At 68.6% G+C, this 20,111-nt stretch carries 17 protein-coding genes; 15 read left to right on the top strand and 2 right to left on the bottom strand.

Going from position 1 to position 20,111, the window contains the following annotated elements; genetic code table 11:
* Window positions 1–30 precede the first annotated feature (30 nt).
* Window positions 31–525, top strand: a complete 495-nt coding sequence (locus ACWF0M_RS06445; RefSeq protein ID WP_452234580.1) for a MarR family winged helix-turn-helix transcriptional regulator — start codon at window positions 31–33, stop codon at window positions 523–525.
* A gap of 96 nt (window positions 526–621) precedes the next feature.
* On the opposite strand, the gene ACWF0M_RS06440 is transcribed toward ACWF0M_RS06445, so the two are convergent.
* Complete coding sequence (locus tag ACWF0M_RS06440; protein WP_452234579.1) at window positions 622–912, bottom strand: hypothetical protein; 291 nt, start codon at window positions 910–912, stop codon at window positions 622–624.
* 6 nt (window positions 913–918) lie between these two features.
* On the opposite strand from ACWF0M_RS06440, the gene ACWF0M_RS06435 reads away from it, so the two are divergent.
* The 5 genes from ACWF0M_RS06435 (at window position 919) to ACWF0M_RS06415 (ending at window position 8,741) form a co-directional block, all read left to right on the top strand.
* On the top strand, window positions 919–1,827 hold the full coding sequence (locus tag ACWF0M_RS06435; protein ID WP_452234578.1) for an FAD:protein FMN transferase: 909 nt from the start codon (window positions 919–921) through the stop codon (window positions 1,825–1,827).
* Window positions 1,800–2,372, top strand: a complete 573-nt coding sequence (locus ACWF0M_RS06430) for a hypothetical protein (protein WP_452234577.1) — start codon at window positions 1,800–1,802, stop codon at window positions 2,370–2,372. The genes ACWF0M_RS06435 and ACWF0M_RS06430 overlap by 28 nt, the downstream gene beginning before the upstream one ends.
* Window positions 2,369–3,568: an NADH-ubiquinone oxidoreductase-F iron-sulfur binding region domain-containing protein gene (locus ACWF0M_RS06425; protein ID WP_452234576.1), complete on the top strand. Its 1,200-nt coding sequence runs from the start codon at window positions 2,369–2,371 to the stop codon at window positions 3,566–3,568. The genes ACWF0M_RS06430 and ACWF0M_RS06425 overlap by 4 nt, the downstream gene beginning before the upstream one ends.
* Window positions 3,565–3,762, top strand: a complete 198-nt coding sequence (locus ACWF0M_RS06420) for a ferredoxin (RefSeq protein ID WP_452234575.1) — start codon at window positions 3,565–3,567, stop codon at window positions 3,760–3,762. Before ACWF0M_RS06425 ends, ACWF0M_RS06420 begins: the two co-directional genes overlap by 4 nt.
* 116 nt (window positions 3,763–3,878) lie before the next feature.
* Window positions 3,879–8,741, top strand: coding sequence for an NAD-glutamate dehydrogenase (locus ACWF0M_RS06415; protein ID WP_452234574.1), 4,863 nt, complete (start codon window positions 3,879–3,881; stop codon window positions 8,739–8,741).
* On the opposite strand, the gene ACWF0M_RS06410 is transcribed toward ACWF0M_RS06415, so the two are convergent.
* Entirely contained in the window at window positions 8,738–9,475 is a 738-nt protein-coding gene (locus ACWF0M_RS06410) for a GntR family transcriptional regulator (RefSeq protein ID WP_452234573.1), read from the bottom strand. The two genes, ACWF0M_RS06415 and ACWF0M_RS06410, sit on opposite strands and share 4 nt — an antisense overlap.
* A 142-nt stretch (window positions 9,476–9,617) precedes the next feature.
* Between ACWF0M_RS06410 and ACWF0M_RS06405 the strand changes: the two genes are divergently transcribed.
* The 9 genes from ACWF0M_RS06405 to ACWF0M_RS06365 all read left to right on the top strand — a co-directional run bounded on the left by ACWF0M_RS06405 (window position 9,618) and on the right by ACWF0M_RS06365 (window position 20,110).
* Window positions 9,618–10,604 (top strand): Gfo/Idh/MocA family protein, encoded by a 987-nt coding sequence (locus ACWF0M_RS06405; RefSeq protein WP_452234572.1) that lies wholly within the window; start codon window positions 9,618–9,620, stop codon window positions 10,602–10,604.
* A gap of 9 nt (window positions 10,605–10,613) precedes the next feature.
* The gene (locus tag ACWF0M_RS06400) at window positions 10,614–11,525 is read left to right on the top strand and encodes a sugar phosphate isomerase/epimerase family protein (protein WP_452234571.1); all 912 of its coding nucleotides are present in this window, start codon (window positions 10,614–10,616) and stop codon (window positions 11,523–11,525) included.
* Window positions 11,525–12,466, top strand: a complete 942-nt coding sequence (iolC, locus tag ACWF0M_RS06395) for a 5-dehydro-2-deoxygluconokinase (RefSeq protein WP_452234570.1) — start codon at window positions 11,525–11,527, stop codon at window positions 12,464–12,466. The genes ACWF0M_RS06400 and iolC overlap by 1 nt, the downstream gene beginning before the upstream one ends.
* 1,359 nt (window positions 12,467–13,825) lie before the next feature.
* Entirely contained in the window at window positions 13,826–14,032 is a 207-nt protein-coding gene (locus tag ACWF0M_RS06390; RefSeq protein ID WP_452234569.1) for a hypothetical protein, read from the top strand.
* Between the two features lie 383 nt (window positions 14,033–14,415).
* On the top strand, window positions 14,416–15,294 hold the full coding sequence (locus ACWF0M_RS06385; protein ID WP_452234568.1) for a Cgl0159 family (beta/alpha)8-fold protein: 879 nt from the start codon (window positions 14,416–14,418) through the stop codon (window positions 15,292–15,294).
* Window positions 15,295–15,330: 36 nt separating this feature from the next.
* Window positions 15,331–16,230: a 5-deoxy-glucuronate isomerase gene (iolB, locus tag ACWF0M_RS06380; protein WP_452234567.1), complete on the top strand. Its 900-nt coding sequence runs from the start codon at window positions 15,331–15,333 to the stop codon at window positions 16,228–16,230.
* Complete coding sequence (gene iolD, locus ACWF0M_RS06375) at window positions 16,227–18,140, top strand: 3D-(3,5/4)-trihydroxycyclohexane-1,2-dione acylhydrolase (decyclizing) (protein WP_452234566.1); 1,914 nt, start codon at window positions 16,227–16,229, stop codon at window positions 18,138–18,140. Before iolB ends, iolD begins: the two co-directional genes overlap by 4 nt.
* Window positions 18,140–19,033 carry a TIM barrel protein gene (locus ACWF0M_RS06370; protein WP_452234565.1) on the top strand — a complete coding sequence of 298 codons (894 nt, stop codon included), beginning with the start codon at window positions 18,140–18,142 and terminating at the stop codon, window positions 19,031–19,033. Before iolD ends, ACWF0M_RS06370 begins: the two co-directional genes overlap by 1 nt.
* Window positions 19,034–19,114: 81 nt before the next feature.
* Complete coding sequence (locus tag ACWF0M_RS06365; RefSeq protein ID WP_452234564.1) at window positions 19,115–20,110, top strand: sugar ABC transporter substrate-binding protein; 996 nt, start codon at window positions 19,115–19,117, stop codon at window positions 20,108–20,110.
* Window position 20,111 lies beyond the last annotated feature (1 nt).

Raw genomic sequence — 20,111 nt, 5'->3', positions numbered from 1 at the left:
TTGGTTGATGTGTCAACCCGAGCGGGTAGGATGGCTCTCGTGAGCAAGGGACCGTGGCTCGACGACGACGAGCAGAAGGCGTGGCGCAGCTACCTGCTGATGAACCGCACGCTCGAGACGCACCTGGAGCGGCACCTCCAGCGGGACTTCGGCCTGTCCAAGTCGGACTTCGAGATCCTGGTGAACCTGTCCGAGTCGGAGTCCGGCCGGATGCGCGCGTTCGAGCTCGGCCACGCGACGCAGTGGGAGAAGAGCCGGCTGTCGCATCACCTGACCCGGATGGAGAAACGCGGGCTGATCCGCAAGGAGGCCTGCGACGCGCGGTACCCGGAGATCGCCATCACCGAGGAAGGCCTGGCCGCGATCAAGGAGTGCGCGCCGGCGCATGCCGCGCGGGTGCGGGAGTTCTTCGTCGACGTGTTCGGGCCGGACCGGCTCGCCGTGCTCGGTGAGGTCGCCGACGAGATCGTCGGCACGATCGGCAAGCACTGCGACACCGACTGCCCGCTGGAGACCCGCTCCTGAGGCCTGCCCTGAGAACAGCTCTCAGTGAGCTTTCAGGAGAACTTGACGGTGGCTTGATCTTCTCTTGGAGTGCGGCTGACGGGCCTCGAACGAGGCTTACGGCATGGTCACCACAGACGAACCCCAGCCCAACCGCCGACGCTGGCTGCACCGAGCGTCCGCGGCCGCGATAGCCACTGCCGTCCTCGGTGTCGGCGCGACCGGGATCTCGGTCGCGGTCGTGTCGTCGAAGCACTCGAACAGCACCGGCACCGGGACGACGTCGACATCCAGCAGCTCGGACTCCTCGTCGTCGAGTTCGAGCTCCGGTTCGAGCTCGGACGACAGCAGCAGCTCGAGCGGCGTCGGATCGGCCGGCTCCGGCTCGACGTCGCAGGGCGGGAGCAACGGGTCATGACCGCCTCCCGCACGTGGACCGCGTGGAGTTGTACGGTCCGGCTGACCGTCGACGACCCCGCTGTACTGGGGGCGGCGTGCGGTGAGCTCAAGACGCTGATGGACCGCGTCGACAAGGCCGCGAGCCGGTTCCGGCCGGACTCCGAGCTGTCGGTCGTCAACACCCGCGCCGGTGCGCTCGTACCGGTGTCGCGTCTGCTCGTCGACCTGGTCGACGTCAGCCTGGTCGCGGCCCAGCTGAGTGGCGGGGCGGTCGACCCGACTGTCGGACCGGCGGTGATCGCGGCCGGGTACGACGCCGACATCGAAGCGGTACGGCGGCGCTTCCCGCAGGCACCCGAGGACCCGACGCAGATCGCCGGCTGGCAGGAGGTTCGGCTCAACCGGAAGCTAGCACTGCTAGGTGTGCCGAAGGAGTGCGCGCTCGACCTCGGCGCGACCGCCAAGGCCTGGACCGCGGACCGGGCGGCCAACATGATCAGCAAGCGCTACGGCTGCGCGGTCCTCGTCGAGATCGGCGGCGACCTGCGAGCGGCGGGTACGCCGAAGCAGCCGTGGGTCATCACCGTCGCGGAGCGCGCCGGTGACCAGGGCGTCCTCGTCACGCTCGCCCACGGCGGTCTGACCACGTCGACCCGGACCGTACGGCGTTGGCAGACACCGACCGGCTACGGGCATCACATCGTCGACCCGCGAACGGGCCGTCCCGCGGAGGGTCCGTACCGGACTGCCTCCGTCTGGGCGCCGACCGCCGTACGGGCGAACACCTTCAGTACTGCGCTGATCGCGACTGGCGAAGCTGCTGTGGGGCGGCTGAAGCTGTCCGGTCACCCGGCGCGGCTGATTGCCGACGACGGTGAGGTCACTGAGCTGTGCGGGTGGCCGACAGCGAGCAGGGCCGCCTGATGACCCTGTGGTACCTGGCCCGTGCGGCCGGCGTGGTCACGATGATCATGTTCACGCTGTCGGCCGTGCTCGGAATGGTCATGCCGAACGTCCGTCGACCGGAGCGGCGGTTCTGGCTGCAGTACGTGCACCGCTCGGCGGCTGTGACCGGACTGGTCCTGCTGGCGACGCATGTGGTCGCAGTGATCGCCGACAGCTACGTGGCCATCAGTCCGACTGTTCTGGTGTGGCCGTTCGGTGCTGGCTACCGGCCGTTCGCCATGAGTCTCGGCGTGCTCGCTCTCTACAGCCTGGTACTGGCGTCCCTCGTCGGAGCAGCCCGTGGCCGGCTGGCCGTGTCGCAGTCGTTCACGAAGCACTGGCGCAAGCTGCACATCGCCGCGTCGGTCGGGTGGTTGCTGTCCATCGGCCACGCACTGCTGGCGGGTACCGACCGCAGTACGCCATGGATGCTCGGCATCACGCTCGGCTGTCTGGCCGCGGTCGCCACTGCAGGTGCGTATCGGCTCAATGCAAACCCCTCGAGAGTCTGGAGGACTCAGTGATCACGGTCGATGACACCAGGGTGATCGGTGAGGCCAGGGTGCTGGCCGGGCTCGACCAGGACCTCCAGCAACACCTTTTGACCTACGGTCCGCTGCCTGAGCTGACCCGCGACGACTACGTGCGGCTCTGCGAAGCCGTAGGTCTGAGGGGACGTGGTGGTGCGGCCTTTCCGGTCGCACTGAAGTTGCAGGATCTCCCAGCTCGTGGTGTGGAAGCGGTCGTGGTCAACGGCTCCGAGAGCGAGCCGGTGAGTCGCAAGGACCGCCTGCTCCTCACCCGGTCGCCACACCTCGTTCTGGACGGCGCAGTCGGTCTCGCGCACGCACTGCGGGCGCCCCACGTGCTGATCGCCGTACACGACACTGCCGCAGCCACCTCCCTCCGAGAGGCGCTGATGGAGCGGGACGACCGGCTGGCGATCGAGGTGCGTGAGACCCCGGGCCGGTTCGTCGCAGGTGAGGCTCGGGCCGTGCTGAGTGCGCTGGAAGGCGGTACTGCGGTTCCACCGGGGCGGCGCGTCCTACCGACGCGGAAGGGGTATCACGGGCGGCCGACGTTCCTGTCGAACGTGGAGACGTTCGCTCAGCTTGCCCTACTCGCGCGGCTCGGGTCCCGTGGGTTCAGCAGCACCGGTCTGATCAGCGAGCCCGGTACGCAGCTGCTGACGATCGACGGGGCGGTCCAACGGCCCGGTGTGATCGAGACGCCGACAGGAGTCCCACTGAACACAGTCCTGCAGTACGCCGGTGCAGAGCCGGGACCTGTCCTGCTGGGTGGGTACCACGGGCGCTGGTTGCCGCAGACCGACGGTGTGCTGCTGCAGCGACCAGAGGTCTCCGCCGGGATCATCTTGGCGCTCGGCTCGAGCACCTGTCCGCTCGGTGAGGTCACCAGGGTCGCTGAGTGGTTGAGGAGTCAGTCGGCCGGCCAGTGCGGGCCCTGTGTCTTCGGCCTCGCCTCACTTGTCGACGACTTCGCCCGGCTGACCATCGGCGACCAGCAGGGCTGGTACGACGCCCAGCGGCACCTCGGTCTGATTCCGGGCAGAGGCGCCTGCGCGCACCCGGACGGGGCTGCGAGGTTCCTCACATCGGCGCTCGAGGTGTTCGGCGACGACGTACGGCGTCATCTGTCCGGTCAGGGCTGCGGCCGGCCGGTCCTCGGAGTTCTGCCCGTCCCCGGAGGTACCCGATGAACAAGCTCGAGATCGACTGGACCAGGTGCGACGGGCACGGTTTGTGCGCCGGTCTGCTGCCCGACGACGTCGTCCTCGACGAGTGGGGATTCCCGGTGCTCCGGGGCCGCGAAATCACCGCCGGTGAGCTCCCGGACGCGCGCCGCGCAATCCTCGCCTGCCCAGCTCTCGCACTCCGCCTCACCAATCGATGACAGCCCCGTCCCGACACCACACCAGTGACAAAGGTGGACTAATCTCTGAGTGACCGCACAATGTGGTGCGGTCCGGCGCGACCGACGCCGAAAGTCACGTGTGGAGACGGTGGGGAATGCAGAGCAAGCTGGACGTCCAGAAGGCGGATGTGCTCGCCAAGGCGGTGGCCGCGGGAACACATGGTCACGACAAGTCGGCCGACCCGGGCAAGCTGAAGACGTTCCTGGAGCAGTACTACCGGCACGTCGCCGCCGAGGACGTCGCCGAGCGCCAGCCGAACGACTGCCTGGGCGCCGCGCGGCACCACTACAAGTCCGCGATGTCCCGCCCGCAGGGTACGGCGAAGGTGCATGTGTTCACGCCGACGCTCGAGGACAACGGCTGGGCCGCGAGCGGCCGGACCGTGGTCGAGATCGTCATCGACGACATGCCGTTCCTGGTGGACAGCGCCTCGATGGCGATCACCGAACGCAACCTCGAGCTGCAGCTGCTGATCCACCCGCAGTTCGTGGTCCGCCGCGACATGGCCGGCACGCTGCAGGAGGTCCTCGACGACAGCACGACCGCGGACGGGCACGACCTGGTCCGCGAGAGCTGGATGCACCTGGAGATCGAGCGGATCGCGGACGTCGCCGAGCACCGCGCGCTCGAGAAGGACCTGCAGAAGGTGCTGAACGACGTCCGCGAGGCGGTCGAGGACTGGCCGAAGATGCACGAGAAGGCGGTCACGATCGCCGCCGGTCTGAACGCCGCCGACCTGCCGGTCTCCGAGAACGAGGTGGAGGAGGCCCGCGAGCTGCTGGAGTGGCTGGCCGACGAGCACTTCACCTTCCTGGGCTACCGCGAGTACGACTTCACCATGGAGGGCGAGCAGGGCATCCTGCGCGGCCGCGCAGGCACCGGCCTGGGCATCCTCCGGCCGGACCCGAAGCCGGGTTCCGGCAAGCTGCCGCCGGAGGTGAGCGCCAAGGCGCAGGAGCGGAAGCTGCTGATCCTCACCAAGGCGAACTCCCGCTCCACGGTGCACCGGTCGACGTTCCTGGACTACGTCGGCATCAAGCAGTTCGACGAGAGCGGTAACCCGGTCCGCGAGTGCCGGTTCATCGGTCTGCTGTCGTCGACGGCGTACACCGAGAGCGTCATGCAGGTGCCGGTGTTGCGGCGCAAGGCGCTGGAGCTGTTCCGCCTGACCGGCTTCGACCCGAACAGCCACAGCGGCAAGGGTCTGCTCGACGTGCTGGAGACCTACCCGCGTGACGAGCTGCTGCAGGCACCTGTGGAGGACCTGCTGCCGATCGTGCAGTCGGTGCTGCACCTGCAGGAGCGGCGCGCGGTCAAGCTGTTCGTACGCCGTGACGTCTACAACCGGTACCTGTCGTGCCTGGTGTACCTGCCGCGTGACCGCTACACCACTGCGGTGCGGCTGAAGATGCAGCAGATCCTGAAGGACGCGATCGGCGCCGAGACCGTCACGTACGCCGCCTACGTCACCGAGTCCGTGCTGGCCCGGGTGCACTTCGTGGTGCGGATGAAGCAGGGCGAGACCGTCGGCGAGTACGACCCGGACCTGCTGGAGCAGCAGGTCATCGAGGCGACCCGTGCGTGGCAGGACGACTTCACCGCGGCGCTGCACGCACAGGGCGGCGACGGTGCGGTCACCAAGCTGTCCCGCCGGTACGGAGGAGCGTTCCCGGAGGCGTACAAGGAGGACTTCGACGCGCGCGTCGCGGTCAACGACGTGCACGTGCTCGAAGGGCTGCCGGCCGACAACGGGCTGGCCATGTCGCTCTACACCCCGCTCGACGAGGAGTGGGAGGGCGAGCGGCGGTTCAAGGTGTTCCGCACCGGGTCGGCGCTGTCCCTGTCGCAGGTGCTGCCGCACCTGAGCGCGATGGGCGTGGAGGTCGTCGACGAACGCCCGTACGAGATCCGCTGCGACGACGGCACCATGGCCTACATCTACGACTTCGGCCTACGGGCGCCGGAGAACACCGAGGAGCGTGAGGAACTGCGCGCCCTGTTCTCCGACACGTTCCAGGCGGTCTGGCAGGGCCGGGCCGAGTCCGACAAGCTGAACGCGCTGGTGCTGCGCGGCAGCCTCAGCTGGCGGCAGGTGTCGATCCTGCGCGCGTACCAGCGCTACATCCGCCAGGGCGGCACGCCGTTCAGCCAGTCCTACATCGAGAACACCTTCCTGAACCACGTGGATGTCGCGGGCCTACTGGTGCAGCTGTTCGAGACCAGCTTCGACCCGGCGCGCGGACCGGCCGACGACCCGGACCGGACGATGCGCACGGACCAGCTGGAGAAGGAGATCCTGGCCGCGCTGGACACGGTGCAGAGCCTGGACGAGGACCGCATCCTGCGCTCGTACCTGACCGTCATGAAGGCGACGCTGCGGACCAACTACTTCCAGCCGGGCGCCGACGGGAAGCCGCGGTCGTACATCTCGCTGAAGCTGGAGCCGAAGGCGATCCCGGACCTGCCGCAGCCGCGGCCGGCGTACGAGATCTTCGTGTACTCGCCGCGGGTCGAAGGGGTGCACCTGCGGTTCGGCGCGGTCGCGCGCGGCGGTCTGCGCTGGTCGGACCGGCGCGAGGACTTCCGCACCGAGGTGCTCGGCCTGGTGAAGGCGCAGATGGTGAAGAACTCGGTGATCGTGCCGGTCGGCGCGAAGGGCGGGTTCTACGCCAAGCAGCTGCCGGATCCGTCCGTCGACCGGGACGCGTGGCTGGCCGAGGGCATCGCGTCGTACAAGACCTTCATCTCCGGGCTGCTCGACATCACCGACAACATCGTTGCCGGTGACATCGTTCCGCCGCACGACGTGGTGCGGTACGACGGCGACGACGCCTACCTGGTGGTTGCCGCGGACAAGGGTACGGCGACGTTCTCGGACATCGCGAACGGTGTCGCCAAGGAGTACGGGTTCTGGCTCGGTGACGCGTTCGCGTCCGGCGGCTCGGTCGGGTACGACCACAAGGCGATGGGCATCACCGCCCGCGGCGCGTGGGAGTCGGTCAAACGGCACTTCCGCGAGATGGGGCACGACTGCCAGAGCGAGGACTTCACGGTCGTCGGCGTCGGCGACATGTCCGGTGACGTGTTCGGCAACGGCATGCTGCTGTCCGAGCACATCCGGCTGGTCGCCGCGTTCGACCACCGGCACATCTTCCTCGACCCGACGCCCGACGCGGCCTCGTCGTTCGCGGAACGGCGGCGGCTGTTCGAGCTGCCGCGGTCGTCCTGGGCGGACTACGACAAGTCCCTGATCTCCGCCGGCGGCGGGGTGTTCCCGCGCACCGACAAGGCGATCCCGATCTCCGTGGAGGTTCGTGCGGCGCTCGGGATCGAGAGCAGTTCGGGCACCCTGACGCCGGCCGAGTTGATGAACGCGATCCTGAAGGCGCCCGTCGACCTGTTCTGGAACGGCGGCATCGGCACCTACGTGAAGTCGTCCGGCGAGTCGAACGCGGACGTCGGCGACAAGGCCAACGACGCGATCCGGATCAACGGTTCCGAGCTGCGCGCCCGCGCGGTCGGTGAGGGCGGCAACCTCGGCTTCACCCAGCTCGGCCGGATCGAGTACGCCGGGACCGGCGGCCGGATCAACACCGACTTCATCGACAACGTGGCCGGTGTGGACACCTCCGACCACGAGGTGAACATCAAGATCCTGCTGGACACCGTGGTCGCGGACGGCGACCTGACCGAGAAGCAGCGCAACGACATCATCGCGTCGATGACCGACGAGGTCGGTGCGCTCGTGCTGAAGAGCAACTACCGGCAGAACATCGCCCTGGCGAATGCGTCCGAGCAGGCGCCGGCGCTGATGCACGTCCACCAGGACTGGGTCCGGCGGCTCGAGAAGGAAGGGCTGCTGGACCGGCAGCTGGAGTTCCTGCCGAGTGTGACCGAGTTCAAGAAGCGCAAGGCCGAGGGCAAGGGACTGACCTCGCCGGAGCTGTCGGTGCTGATCGCGTACACCAAGATCGTGATGGAAGCCGAGCTGCTCGAGACGTCGCTTCCGGACGACCCGTTCCTGAAGCACAAGCTCGCCAGCTACTTCCCGAAGGCGATCCAGGAGCGGTTCACCGACCAGATCCAGAGTCACCAGCTGCGCCGCGAGATCATCACGACGCAGGTGGTCAACGAGTTCGTGAACACGTCAGGCGTCACGGCGTACCACCGGCTCTCGCTGGAGACCGGCGGGACCGTCGAGGACGTGGTGCGGGCGAACCTGGCCGCGTCGCGGATCTTCGCGCAGCCCGAACTGCTGTCCCGCAACGCCGAGCTCGACAATGTCGTCGACGCGGCGACGCAGACGCACATGCGGCTCGAGACGCGGACGCTGGTCGAGCGGGCCACCCGGTGGCTGGTCAGCAACCGGCGGCCTCCGGTCGACATCGAGGAGCTGATCGAGTTCTTCGGGCCGGGGATCGCGAAGCTGACGTCGGCGTTGCCCGACGTACTGCGTGGTCGTGAGCTGGCGCTGTTCGAGCAGCGACGCGAAGCCCTGGTGCAGAAGGGGGTTTCGGACGACTTCGCGACCCGGATCGCGGTGCTGCCGCCGGCGTACGCCGGGCTCGGGATCGTGGAGACCGCGACGCGCGAGGACATCGACATCTTCGAGGTCGCCAAGGTCCACTTCGCACTTGGTGAGCGGCTGCAGCTGGGCCGCTTCCTGGAGCGGATCATCGGCCTGCCGCGCACCGACCGCTGGCAGACCATGGCCCGCGCCGCCCTGCGCGACGACCTGCACGCCGTACACGCGCGCCTCACCCGCCAGGTCCTCGCCACTACCGACCCGGCGGCCGATCCCGAGGACCGCGTCATCACCTGGCAGGACCAGAACGCCACGGCGCTGGCCCGAGCCGCCACCATGCTGGACGAAATCGTCGAAACCGAAGGCCCCGAACTGGCCCACCTCTCCGTAGGCCTCCGCCTGGTCCGAACCCTGATCGCCAACCAGGCCTAGCGTTCGGACACAACCACATCTACCGAGTACTGGTCTGCTCGGTAGCAGTGGTTGCCGTATTCGACGGGGGAGCCGTCGGCGGCGTAGGCGGAGCGGGTCATCGTGATGAGCGGCTCCGCCTTCGACATGTGCAGGGTACGGCGTTCCTCGGCGGTCGCGTTGCGGGCGCCGATGCGCTGCCGCGCGACCGTCGGCCGGATGCCGCGGGCCCGCAGTACGGCGTACAGACCGTCGCTCGTGAGCTCGTCCAAGGTCAGGTCGTTGAGGGCCGGCGGGAGCCAGTTGCGCATGATCGCGAGCGGCAGGTCGTCGGCGTACCGGAGCCGGACGATCGCGACCAGCGGGGTGCCGGGCGGGACCTCGAGTACGGCGGCGGCGCGGTCGTCCTGCGCCGCGCAGTCCAGCGCGAGCACCTCGGTCCGCGGCGTCCGGCCCTCGCGCGCGAGGTCGTCGTACAGGCTGGTCAGCTCGGCCTTGCGGTGCACCATCTGGTTCGCCACCGTGGTGCCGATCCCGCGGCGGCGGACCAGCAGGCCCTGGTTGACCAGCTCGGAGATCGCCCGGCGTACCGTCGGGCGGGACAGGTTCAGCCGGTCGGACATGCCGATCTCGTTCTCGAACGGGTCGCCCGGCCGCAGCCGGCCGTCCGTGATGGCGGCAGTCAGCTGCTCGGCCAGCTGGTGGTACAGCGGCACCGGGCTGCTCCGATCGAGCTGGATCGGCAGGGCATTCATAGGCGGATGCTACCCGGTCATGTCCGTACGTGAGAATGTGTTAACAAAGTATTGACACTTCTGGCACCGGCCCGGAAAGCTGACGGGCAACCAGCGCGCCGCAGGGCTGTGGCGCGCCCGTTCTTCGAGAAGGGCAGCGCGGATGCGGATCGGGTTGGTCGGGGTCGGGCGGATCGGGGCGTTCCACGCCGCGACGCTGAAGGGCTTGCCGGCGGTGGATCAGGTGGTCGTCGCCGACGCGGACCCCGCCCGGGCCGAGGCGGTCGCGAAGGAGTTGGGCGTCTCGTCGGTCCCCGACGTACCGGCGCTGCTCGCGTCCGGCCTGGACGGGTTCGTCATCGCCGCGGCGACATCCGCGCACGCTGCGTTGATCGAGGCCGGGCTCGAGGCCGGCGTACCGACGTTCTGTGAGAAGCCCGTCGCGCTCGATCTGGCGGAGACGTCGCGGGTGGTGGAGCTGGTCGAGGCGTCCTCGGTGCCGGTACACATCGGTTTCCAGCGCCGGTTCGACGCCGGGTACCAGGCGGCGCGGGCGGCCGTGCAGACCGGCGAGCTCGGGTTCGTGCACCACATCCGGGCGAACACGAACGACGCCTTCCCGCCACACCGCGAGTACATCCCGCAGAGCGGCGGGTTCTTCCGCGACTGCACGGTGCACGACTTCGACATCATCCGCTACGTCACCGGTCGCGAGGTCGTCAGCGTCTACGCCACCGGCGCGAACCGCGGCGAGACCTTCTTCGGTGAGTACGGCGACGTGGACTCGGCGGCCGCGCTGCTCACGCTCGACGACGGCACGTTCGTCGCGGTGAGCGGGACGCGGTACAACGGCGCCGGGCACGACGTACGGATGGAACTCCACGGCAGCCTCGGCTCGATCGCCGTCGGCCTCGACTCGCACACCGCCCTGCGGTCGGCCGAGCCGGGCGTCAGCTTCCCGGAGGGGCCGCCGCACATGACGTTCATGGACCGGTTCCAGCCCGCGTACGTCGCCGAACTCACCGCCTTCACCGAGGTCGTCGCCGGGACCCGCGAGGTGCCGTGCACCGTCCGGGACGCGCTCGCCGCGTTCCGGATCGCCGACGCCTGCGAACTGTCCCGCCACGAGAACCGCATCGTCACCCTCTGAAGGATTGAGATGACTGAAATTGCTCCCCGCATCGCCGGTGCCCCGATCTCGTGGGGCGTCTGCGAGGTGCCGGGCTGGGGTTGGCAGTACGACGCCGCGACGGTGCTCGCCGAGATGCGCGCGGTCGGGCTGGCGGCGACCGAGTTCGGCCCGGACGGGTTCCTGCCCGACGAACCGGGGGACAAGGCGAAAACCCTTGCCGACGTCGGCCTGCGGGCAGTCGGCGGGTTCGTTCCCGTCGTACTGCATGATCCCTCGCACGATCCAGCCGCCGAGGTCGCGGTGGCCTTGGAGGGCTTCGCGGCGGCCGGCGCTGGGACGCTGGTTCTCGCCGCAGCGACCGGCCAGGACGGGTACGACGACCGACCGGCGCTGGACTCCGCTGGTTGGGGCACTTTGCTCGCCAACCTGGACAAACTGGCCGCGCTCGCGGCGTCCCGAGGCGTGCTGGCGACCGTCCACCCGCACGTTGGCACGATGGTCGAGACCACTGACGACGTCGAGCGGGTGCTTCAGGGCTCTTCGATCGGGTTGACCCTCGACACCGGTCACCTGCTGATCGGCGGAGTCGACCCGGTCGCGCTGGCGGTCGAGCACACGTCGCGGATCCGCCACACCCACCTGAAGGACGTCGACGCCGCGTGGGCCGCGCGGGTGCAATCCGGTGAGGTCGGGTACACGGACGCCGTACGCGCCGGGATGTACCGGCCGCTCGGTGCCGGCGACATCGACATCACCACGATCGTCAGCACGCTGGAGAAGTCCGCGTACGACGGGTGGTACGTGCTGGAGCAGGACACGATCCTACCGGCGCGCCCGGTCGACGACGGGCCGCTGGCCGACGTACGGGCGAGTATCGCGCACCTGCAGTCGATCGCGGCGGGGCTCGCCTCGGGGACCCGTACGGATGGGAAGGTCTGATGGTGGACGACGTACTGACGATCGGGCGCATCGGGGTCGACCTGTACCCGCTGCAGATCGGGACGCATCTGGAAGATGTCACCTCCTTCGGCAAGTTCCTCGGGGGGAGCGCGACGAACGTAGCGGTGGCGGCAGCGCGGCACGGGCGCAAGTCGGCGGTGATCAGCCGGACCGGGAACGACCCGTTCGGTACGTTCATCCACCGCACGCTCGGCGAACTCGGGGTCGACGACCGCTTCGTCTCCGGAGTCGACGGCCTGCCGACACCGATCACGTTCTGCGAGATCTTCCCGCCGGACAGCTTCCCGCTGTACTTCTACCGCTTCCCGAAAGCACCCGACCTGGTCATCAACCCATCGGAGCTCGACCTGGACGCGATCCGCGACGCGCGCATCTACTGGTCCACGGTGACCGGCCTGTCCGCCGAACCGTCGCGGTCCGCGCACTTCGCCGCCTGGCAGGCACGCGGACGTCGCCCGATCACTGTGCTCGACCTCGACTATCGGCCGATGTTCTGGGCCGACCCCAGCGAGGCGCACTCGCAGGTGTCGCGCGCGCTCGAGTACTGCACGGTTGCTGTCGGCAACCGTGAGGAGTGCGAGGTCGCCGTCGGCGAGACCGATCCCGACAAGGCCGCACAGGCCCTCCTCGATCGTGGGCTCGACCTGGCTGTCGTCAAACAAGGCCCTCGCGGCACACTCGCCCGTACCCGGGATGAGCGCGTCGAGGTCCCGCCATACCCGGTTGACGTCGTCAACGGCCTCGGCGCTGGCGACGGCTTCGGCGGAGCGCTCTGCCACGGACTCCTGTCCGGCTGGCCGCTCGAGAAGATCATCCGCTTCGCCAACACCGCCGGCGCGATCGTCGCCTCCCGCCTCGAATGCTCCACCGCCATGCCCACGACCGAAGAAGTCCTCTCCCACCTGGGAGCCGAAGCATGACCCCCCACGAAGAAGACCAGTATTCCGAACACGCCCGCCCCATCCCCATCCACCACCCCCACAAAGACCCCGACCCCACCACCCCCGGCCCCAACGACCCAACCGTCGTCGCCCGTCGCCCCACCGACCCGACACTCCGACCCACCGATCCGCCCCGTCGCGCCGACGACCGCGCGGCCCGCGACTCGAGCGAGAACGCCTCCTCTGGAGACCAGGTCGACTGGACCAACGACGCCACCGTCCTAACCCCCGGCGCAAACGACCCAACAGTCATTGGCAGCCGCGTCCCCCCGCCCCACCCACGTACGCCGACCTCCCAAGCCGCACCCGCCCCGCAGCGATCCCCGTACGCCGGACCCGAAGACCCCACGGTGCGCTCCGACCAGAGATCCCCGTTCGCCGAGTCCGACGACCCAACCGTGGGAGCCGACCTGCGGTCCCCGTTCGCCGGGTCGGACGACCTGACGGTGCACGTCGCTGAAGGGTCCGCGTACGCCGGGGCGGACGAGCCGACCGTCATCTCGCAGCCGTCGGAGCCGAACACACCGACGGGGCCTGCCGCGTCCGCGCGACCGTACGTCGACCCGGACGCCCCGACCGCGGGCCTGAACGACCCAACGGTTGCTGTGCGCCGCCCAGACACGCCCGGCCCCGACGACCTGACGGTGACGATGGACGCCTCCCAGGCGAGGCCCCCCGCAACCCCCGACGGCCAAACAACCGTCATCGGCAACCTGAACCTCACCCCCGAACGCCCCACCCCCGACCACGCAACCGACGAGCAGCCACCCCGCGACCAGACCGCACGCGAGCAGACCGGTCAAGAGCAGGCAGCGCGTGAGCAGGCCGTGGGTGAGCAGGCAGCGCGTGAGCAGGCCGTGGGGGAGCATGAGTTCGGCAGAGCGGAGGCTTCGCCGGGGCATCAGGTGAGCGGTCAAACGGTCCGCGGAGAACAACGAGCGACTTTGCCCGCAGCTCCTGTGGACAGGCAGCTCAACCGGCCCCGAACAGAGCAGGCCGCCGACGCAGGCGAACTCCTCGCCGAGACCCAATCAAGCGGTACGCCGGGCTCAACCGAGCAAACACCCACCGCCACAGACCAACCACACCCGACCGCACCACCAGCCAGCGCGACCGCACCACCAGCCATCGCGACCGCACCGCCGGTGGAGCAGTCGCCCGCTGAACAGCAGTCCGCTGGTAGACAGCAGCAGGTCGGTGAGCAGCAGGCGGCCGGTCCGTCGGGTGCATCAGCAGTCGGCGGTCTGACGGCTGGCGAGCCCACTGTCTCGTTCAGCCCCGGGGAACAGGCGCATGAAGCGGGTGCTCCGTGGCCGGAGGACACCACCGGAGCCTTCCATGAAGACGCGACAATCCGCCCCGGCGCCTCGGCCGACGCCGCAGGCACGGCCGGCACGTCCGGTGCTGCGGGCCTGCCCGACGCGGCTGGAGTTGCTAGCGCTGCCGGTCTGTCCGACGCGGCTGGTGGTGCCAGTGCCGGCATGCATGGCGCTGCGGGTGCTGCTGGGATCGGCGCCGCCGCAGGTGCCTTGGCTACCGGAGTAGGTGCTGCAGTCGGAGCCGGTCTTGGAGCCGGAGCCGGTGTCGTAGCCGGGGCCGATGTCGGAGCCGGTGTCGGAGCCGGTGCGGCAACTGGAGCAAGTGTTGCTGCTGGCGTAGAAGCCGGAGCTGGAGCGGGTGCTGGCTCAGAGGCTGGGGTCGGAGTTGCTGCAGGTGCGGGTGCAGAACCCGGAGTTGCAGTTGCCGCTGGTGCAGATGCTGGTGTTGGCGCAGTACTTGGTGTTGGGGCGGGAGGCGCTGGGGCTGTTGGTGGGGCAGGTCGGCGGGCTGATGGTTTGGTTGGTGAGCCTGACGGGCCCGCCTCAGTTCAGGAGCAGGGGCTCAGGGTGCGAGTGGGGTTGGTTTGGGGGGAGGGGGTTGCTGAGCGGTTGGGGGAGTTGACTGAGGTTCGGGTTCGGCATCCGGAGCGGGTGGCTGAGGGGTGGTTGCAGCGGCGGACTCGGGCGTTGGTGGGGGATGACGGGCGGCTGTTGATCGTGGCTGCTGATCATCCGGCGCGTGGTGCGTTGGGGGTGCGGGGCGATCGGATGGCGATGGGGAGCCGGGCCGATCTGATTGCTCGGTTGATGATTGCGTTGCAGCGGCCGGGCGTGGACGGCGTACTAGCGACGCCGGACGTGTTGGAGGACTTGCTGCTGCTCGGTGCTTTGGAGGGCAAGGTCGTCATCGGGTCGATGAACCGGGGCGGGTTGCAGGGGGCGGCGTTCGAGTTGGACGACCGGTTCACGGCGTACCGGACTGCTGATGAGGTCGCTGCACGGCGGCTCGACGGCGGGAAGATGCTGACGCGGATCGACCTCGGTGATCCGGGGACCGTGGCGACGTTGGAGAGCAGTGCCGCGGCGGTGACCGGGCTGGCCGAGCACAAGCTGATGGCGATGGTGGAGCCGTTCTGGTCGACGCGTGGCGAGGACGGGCGGGTCGCGAACCTGCTCGATCCCGACTCGGTCATCAAGTCGATCCAGATCGCGTCCGGTCTCGGCGCGACGAGTGCGTACACGTGGCTCAAGCTGCCGGTCGTGGACGAGCTCGATCGGGTGATGGAGGCAACGACTCTGCCGACGCTGCTGCTCGGCGGAGATCCGACCGCGGAGCCGGAAGCGACCTATGCCTCGTGGGGTAAGGCGCTCGAGCTGCCGTCGGTACGTGGGCTTGTGGTCGGGCGGGCGCTGCTGTTCCCACCCGACGGCGACGTGGCGGCGGCTGTCGACCGCGCCGCCGCGCTGGTTCACGGCGACACCGTATGACCCGGACCGCTGAGGTTCTGAGGAAGGACTGTTGGGATGACTGAATGGGTTCGGCCGGCCGGGAGTGCGGCGAGCGATGGGTTCGAGCTCGCGGTGCGGCCGGGGGAGGCGGAGTGGCATCACAGTGGCTTGCTGGTTCGGACCCTGCTTCCTGGGCAGTCGGTGCAGATCGACACCGGGGACTGTGAGTACATCGTCCTTCCGTTCAGTGGGTCGGCCGAGGTGATCGTGGACGGTGAGGCGGTCCCGCTCGGTGGACGGGCCGATGTGTTCGCGGGGCCGACGGATCTGGCGTACGTGCCCCGGAACTCGACGTTCGCCGTGGTCAGCGCCGGTGGCGCGCGGATCGCGTTCCCGCACGCCAAGGCTGCGACGGACCATCCGTTCCGGCGGATCGGCGCCGACGATGTCGAGACCGAGCTCCGTGGCGCCGGTGTCGCGTCCCGTCAGGTCCGCAACTTCGGTACGCCGGGAGTTCTCGAGGCGGACTCGATCATCGCGTGCGAGGTGATCACGCCGGCGGGTAACTGGTCGTCCTACCCGCCGCACAAGCACGATGAGCACAAACCCGGGAAGGAGAGTGAGCTCGAGGAGATCTACTACTTCGAGCTGCAGCTGTCCGACGACGTCCCGGAAGGTGTCAAGGGCAACGATCCGATCGGCTACCAGCGGGTCTACGGCACCGAGGAGCGCCCGATCGACGTACTGGCGGAGGTCCGCAGCGGTGACGTGGTGTTGGTCCCGCACGGCTGGCACGGTCCCGCGATGGCCCCGCCCGGGTACGACATGTACTACCTCAATGTGATGGCTGGACCCGGCACCGAGCGCCAGTGGCTGATCACCGACGATCCGCAGCACGCCTGGGTCCGCGACCTGTGGAACTCCCAGCATCTTGATCCGCGCCTACCTTTCGGACGAACAGGAGATGAGTCATGACGGTGCGTCTCACGGTCGCGCAGGCCCTGGTGCGATTCCTGAGCGTCCAGTACTCGGAGCGGGACGGGATGCGGCAGCGGCTGATCGCCGGGTCGCTGGGCATCTTCGGCCACGGCAACGTGGCCGGGCTCGGCCAGGCGTTGCTGCAGTCCGAACTCGAGGACCCGAAGGCGTTGCCGTACATCTTGGCCCGCAACGAGCAGGCCATGGTGCACACCGCAGCGGCCTTCGCCCGCACCCGTGACCGGCTCCAGACCTACGCCTGCACGGCGAGTGTGGGGCCGGGCTCGACCAACATGGTGACCGGTGCGGCCCTTGCGACGATCAACCGGTTGCCGGTGCTGATCCTCCCTTCGGATGTGTTCGCGACCCGGGTGGCGACACCCGTGCTGCAGGAGCTGGAGAGCTTCGGCGCCGGTGACGTGTCGGTCAACGACGCCTTCCGCCCGGTGTCGAAGTACTTCGATCGCGTCTGGCGTCCCGAACAATTGCCCTCGGCACTGATGAACGCGATGCGTGTGCTGACCGATCCGGTCGAGACCGGCGCGGTGACGCTGGCCCTGCCGCAGGACGTCCAGGCCGAGGCGTACGACTGGCCTGAGGAGCTCTTCGTCGAGCGCACCTGGTACGTCGCACGGCCCTTGCCGGAGGCATCAATTGTCGACAAGGCGGTAGATCTCCTACGGTCCGCGCAGCGACCGTTGATCGTGGCCGGTGGTGGTGTGCACTACTCGGGAGCCGAGGACGCGCTGCGCGAGTTCGCCGAGCGCACCGGCGTACCGGTGTCGGAAACTCAAGCAGGTAAGGGATCTCTGACCTACGATCACCCGCAAGCGGTGGGTGCGGTCGGGTCGACCGGGACCACGGCAGCCAACGCGTTGGCGCGTGACGCGGACCTGGTGATCGGGATCGGCACCCGCTACAGCGACTTCACGACAGCATCGCGGACTGCGTTCCAGAATCCGCAGGTCCGGTTCCTGAACATCAACGTGGCGCGATTCGACAGTGGTAAGCATGCCGGCCTCCCGGTAGTGGCCGATGCGCGGGAAGCCCTTGTTTCGTTGGGATCCGCGCTCGGCGAGTGGTCCGTGGATGCCAAGTACACAGCCGAGGCCCAGGAACTCACAAGGAACTGGAACGGAACTGTGGACGCAGTTTTCCGGCCCTCCGCCGAGGTGACCGCGAAACTGGCCGAAGGACTGCTCACCCAGGGCGAGGTGATCGGCGCCGTCAACGAATTGTCGGCGGCGTCTGATGTGGTTGTCTGCGCGGCCGGCTCCATGCCGGGTGACCTCCACAAACTGTGGCGGCCGCGCGACCCGAAGGGATACCACGTCGAATATGGCTTCTCCTGCATGGGATACGAGATCGCCGGCGGACTCGGTGTCCGGCTCGGTGCACCGGATCGCGATGTGTTCGTTATGGTCGGCGACGGGTCGTACCTGATGATGTCCAGCGAACTGGCGACCGCGGTCCAGGAGAACCTCAAGATCATCGTGGTTCTCGTGCAGAACCACGGCTTCGCGTCGATCGGCGCGCTCTCGGAGTCGCTCGGATCCCAGCGGTTCGGGACGGCGTACCGCAAGCGGACCGGTGACGGCCGGCTCGACGGCGACTACCTGCCGATCGACCTCGCGGCGAACGTGCGCAGTTTCGGTGTCGACGTGATCGACGTCCACAGCCGGCCCGAGCTGGAGAAGGCGATCCAGACCGCGAAGGCTGCGACCGGGCCGATCGCGATTCATGTCACGACCGACCCGCTGGTCGGCGGTCCGGACAGCGACTCCTGGTGGGACGTTCCGGTCAGCGAGGTGTCGGAGCTGCAGTCCACGCAGGCCGCGGCAGCGACGTACGAGGAAAGCAAGAAGGCTCAGCGTCCGTACCTGGCTCCCGCCGAGGGGGAGCGCTGATGGGCAGAGTCGATATCGGTACGGCGCCGGACTCGTGGGGAGTCTGGTTCGCCAACGACCCGCAGCAGACGCCGTGGACGCGGTTCCTCGACGAGGTGGCCATGGCCGGGTACACGCGGATCGAGCTCGGTCCGTACGGCTACCTTCCGACCGACCCGGTCAGGCTGAAGGACGAGCTCGACCAGCGCGGTCTCACGATGACCGCCGGTACGACGTTCGAGCAGCTGCATCGTCCCGACGGGTGGGAGGCGACCTGGCGCGACGTCGCCAAGACTGCCGAGCTGACGGCCGCGATGGGTGCGAAGCATCTGGTCGTGATGCCGTCGATGTGGCGTGGTGACAACGGTGAGGTCGTCGAGGAGCGGTTGGACCACGACGGTCAGGCCAGACACGGACAGGCGGTGACCGAGCTGGGCCGCCGCCTGTCGGAGGAGTTCGGGCTGCTGACGCAGTACCACCCGCACGCGGATGGACATATCGACACGCAGGACACCGTCGAGCGCTTCCTCGAGACGACCGACAGCGCCTACGTGAACCTGTGCCTGGACACCGGTCATATCGGCTACTGCGGCGGCGACAACCTCGAGCTGATCCGCAAGTACCCGGACCGGATCGGCTACGTGCACCTCAAGCAGGTCGATCCGAAGATCCTCGCGGAGGTCGAAGCCGAAGGTCTGAGCGTCGACGAGGCGGTACGGCGGGGCGTGATGTGCGAGCCGCCCAACGGCGTACCCGAGCTGCCGCCGGTCCTCGACGCGCTGGCCGCGCTCGACGCCGACGTGTTCGCGATCGTGGAGCAGGACATGTACCCGTGTGCGCCCGACGTACCGCTGCCGATCGCGGCGCGGACGTTGACGTATCTCACCGCTTCTGGGGGTGCTGCATCGAGATGACGGCCACGGGAGTGTGAAACTCTCGGGTCCCACGCAAGTCCGCGGAGTGCCGCGGAACACCTGAAAGGCTGGTAGCAAGTCATGGTTCGGTGGCAGAAGAAGGCGGGGGCCGCGGTCGCGGCTGTCGTGCTCGCCGCGGCGCTGGCCGCGTGCAGCTCCTCCGGCGGCAAGCAGAAGGAGCAGAGCTCCGGCGGCAGCGGCGGCAACGTCGCGGACACGCCGCGGATGAAGGTTGCCATGATCACCCACTCGGGTCCGGGCGACACCTTCTGGGACATCGTGCGGCGCGGCGCCGAGGCGGCCGCGAAGAAGGACAACATCGAGCTGCAGTACTCCGCGGACCCGGACGGCGCGGCGCAGGCGAACCTCGTGCAGACCGCGATCGACTCCAAGGTCGACGGCATCGCGGTCACGCTGAACAAGCCGGACGCGGTGATCCCGAACGTCAAGAAGGCGATCGCGGCCGGCATCCCGGTGACGGTCCTCAACGGTGGTCTCGACCAGTGGAAGACCACCGGCGCGATCGGGTACTTCGGCCAGGACGAGCGGATCGCGGGCCAGGCGACCGGTGAGAAACTCAAGCAGCTCGGCGCGAAGAACGTCCTCTGCGTCATTCACGAGCAGGGCAACGTCAGCCTCGAGGCCCGTTGCCAGGGCATCAAGGACAAGCTGCCCACAACCCAGAACATCAACGTCAACGGCACCGACCAGCCCGGCACGCAGGCGACCCTGACCTCGAAGCTGCAGGCGGACAAGACCGCCGACTACGTGGTGGCGCTGAACGCGGGGATCGCGCTGACCGCGGTCCAGGCGGCCAAGGACGCCGGATCGTCGGCGAAGATCGGCAGCTTCGACATGAGCAAGGAGATGGCCAAGGCGGTCAGCGACGGCACCGTGCAGTTCGCCGTCGACCAGCAGCCGTACCTGCAGGGCTACCTCGCGGTCGACGCGATCTGGCTCTACAAGACCAACGGCGACATCATCGGCGGCGGCGAGGCGACCCTGACCGGGCCGGCCTTCATCGACAAGTCGAACATCGCGGCGGTCCAGAAGTACGCCGAAGCCGGGACGCGCTGAG

Source organism: Kribbella sp. NPDC055110 (genome assembly GCF_053607525.1).
Note: the sequence above shows the minus strand (reverse complement) of the source record. Positions and strands in the feature narration are given on the sequence as shown.

Excerpts from the sequence above, each read along its gene's own strand:
- ACWF0M_RS06445 (WP_452234580.1), top strand. The coding sequence starts at position 31 with ATGGCTCTCGTGAGCAAGGGACCGTGGCTCGACGACGACGAGCAGAAG.
- ACWF0M_RS06435 (WP_452234578.1), top strand. The coding sequence starts at position 919 with ATGACCGCCTCCCGCACGTGGACCGCGTGGAGTTGTACGGTCCGGCTG.
- ACWF0M_RS06420 (WP_452234575.1), top strand. The coding sequence starts at position 3,565 with ATGAACAAGCTCGAGATCGACTGGACCAGGTGCGACGGGCACGGTTTG.
- ACWF0M_RS06415 (WP_452234574.1), top strand. The coding sequence starts at position 3,879 with ATGCAGAGCAAGCTGGACGTCCAGAAGGCGGATGTGCTCGCCAAGGCG.
- ACWF0M_RS06410 (WP_452234573.1), bottom strand. The coding sequence starts at position 9,475 with ATGAATGCCCTGCCGATCCAGCTCGATCGGAGCAGCCCGGTGCCGCTG.
- ACWF0M_RS06405 (WP_452234572.1), top strand. The coding sequence starts at position 9,618 with ATGCGGATCGGGTTGGTCGGGGTCGGGCGGATCGGGGCGTTCCACGCC.
- ACWF0M_RS06400 (WP_452234571.1), top strand. The coding sequence starts at position 10,614 with ATGACTGAAATTGCTCCCCGCATCGCCGGTGCCCCGATCTCGTGGGGC.
- iolC (WP_452234570.1), top strand. The coding sequence starts at position 11,525 with ATGGTGGACGACGTACTGACGATCGGGCGCATCGGGGTCGACCTGTAC.
- ACWF0M_RS06390 (WP_452234569.1), top strand. The coding sequence starts at position 13,826 with ATGAAGACGCGACAATCCGCCCCGGCGCCTCGGCCGACGCCGCAGGCA.
- iolB (WP_452234567.1), top strand. The coding sequence starts at position 15,331 with ATGACTGAATGGGTTCGGCCGGCCGGGAGTGCGGCGAGCGATGGGTTC.
- iolD (WP_452234566.1), top strand. The coding sequence starts at position 16,227 with ATGACGGTGCGTCTCACGGTCGCGCAGGCCCTGGTGCGATTCCTGAGC.
- ACWF0M_RS06370 (WP_452234565.1), top strand. The coding sequence starts at position 18,140 with ATGGGCAGAGTCGATATCGGTACGGCGCCGGACTCGTGGGGAGTCTGG.
- ACWF0M_RS06365 (WP_452234564.1), top strand. The coding sequence starts at position 19,115 with ATGGTTCGGTGGCAGAAGAAGGCGGGGGCCGCGGTCGCGGCTGTCGTG.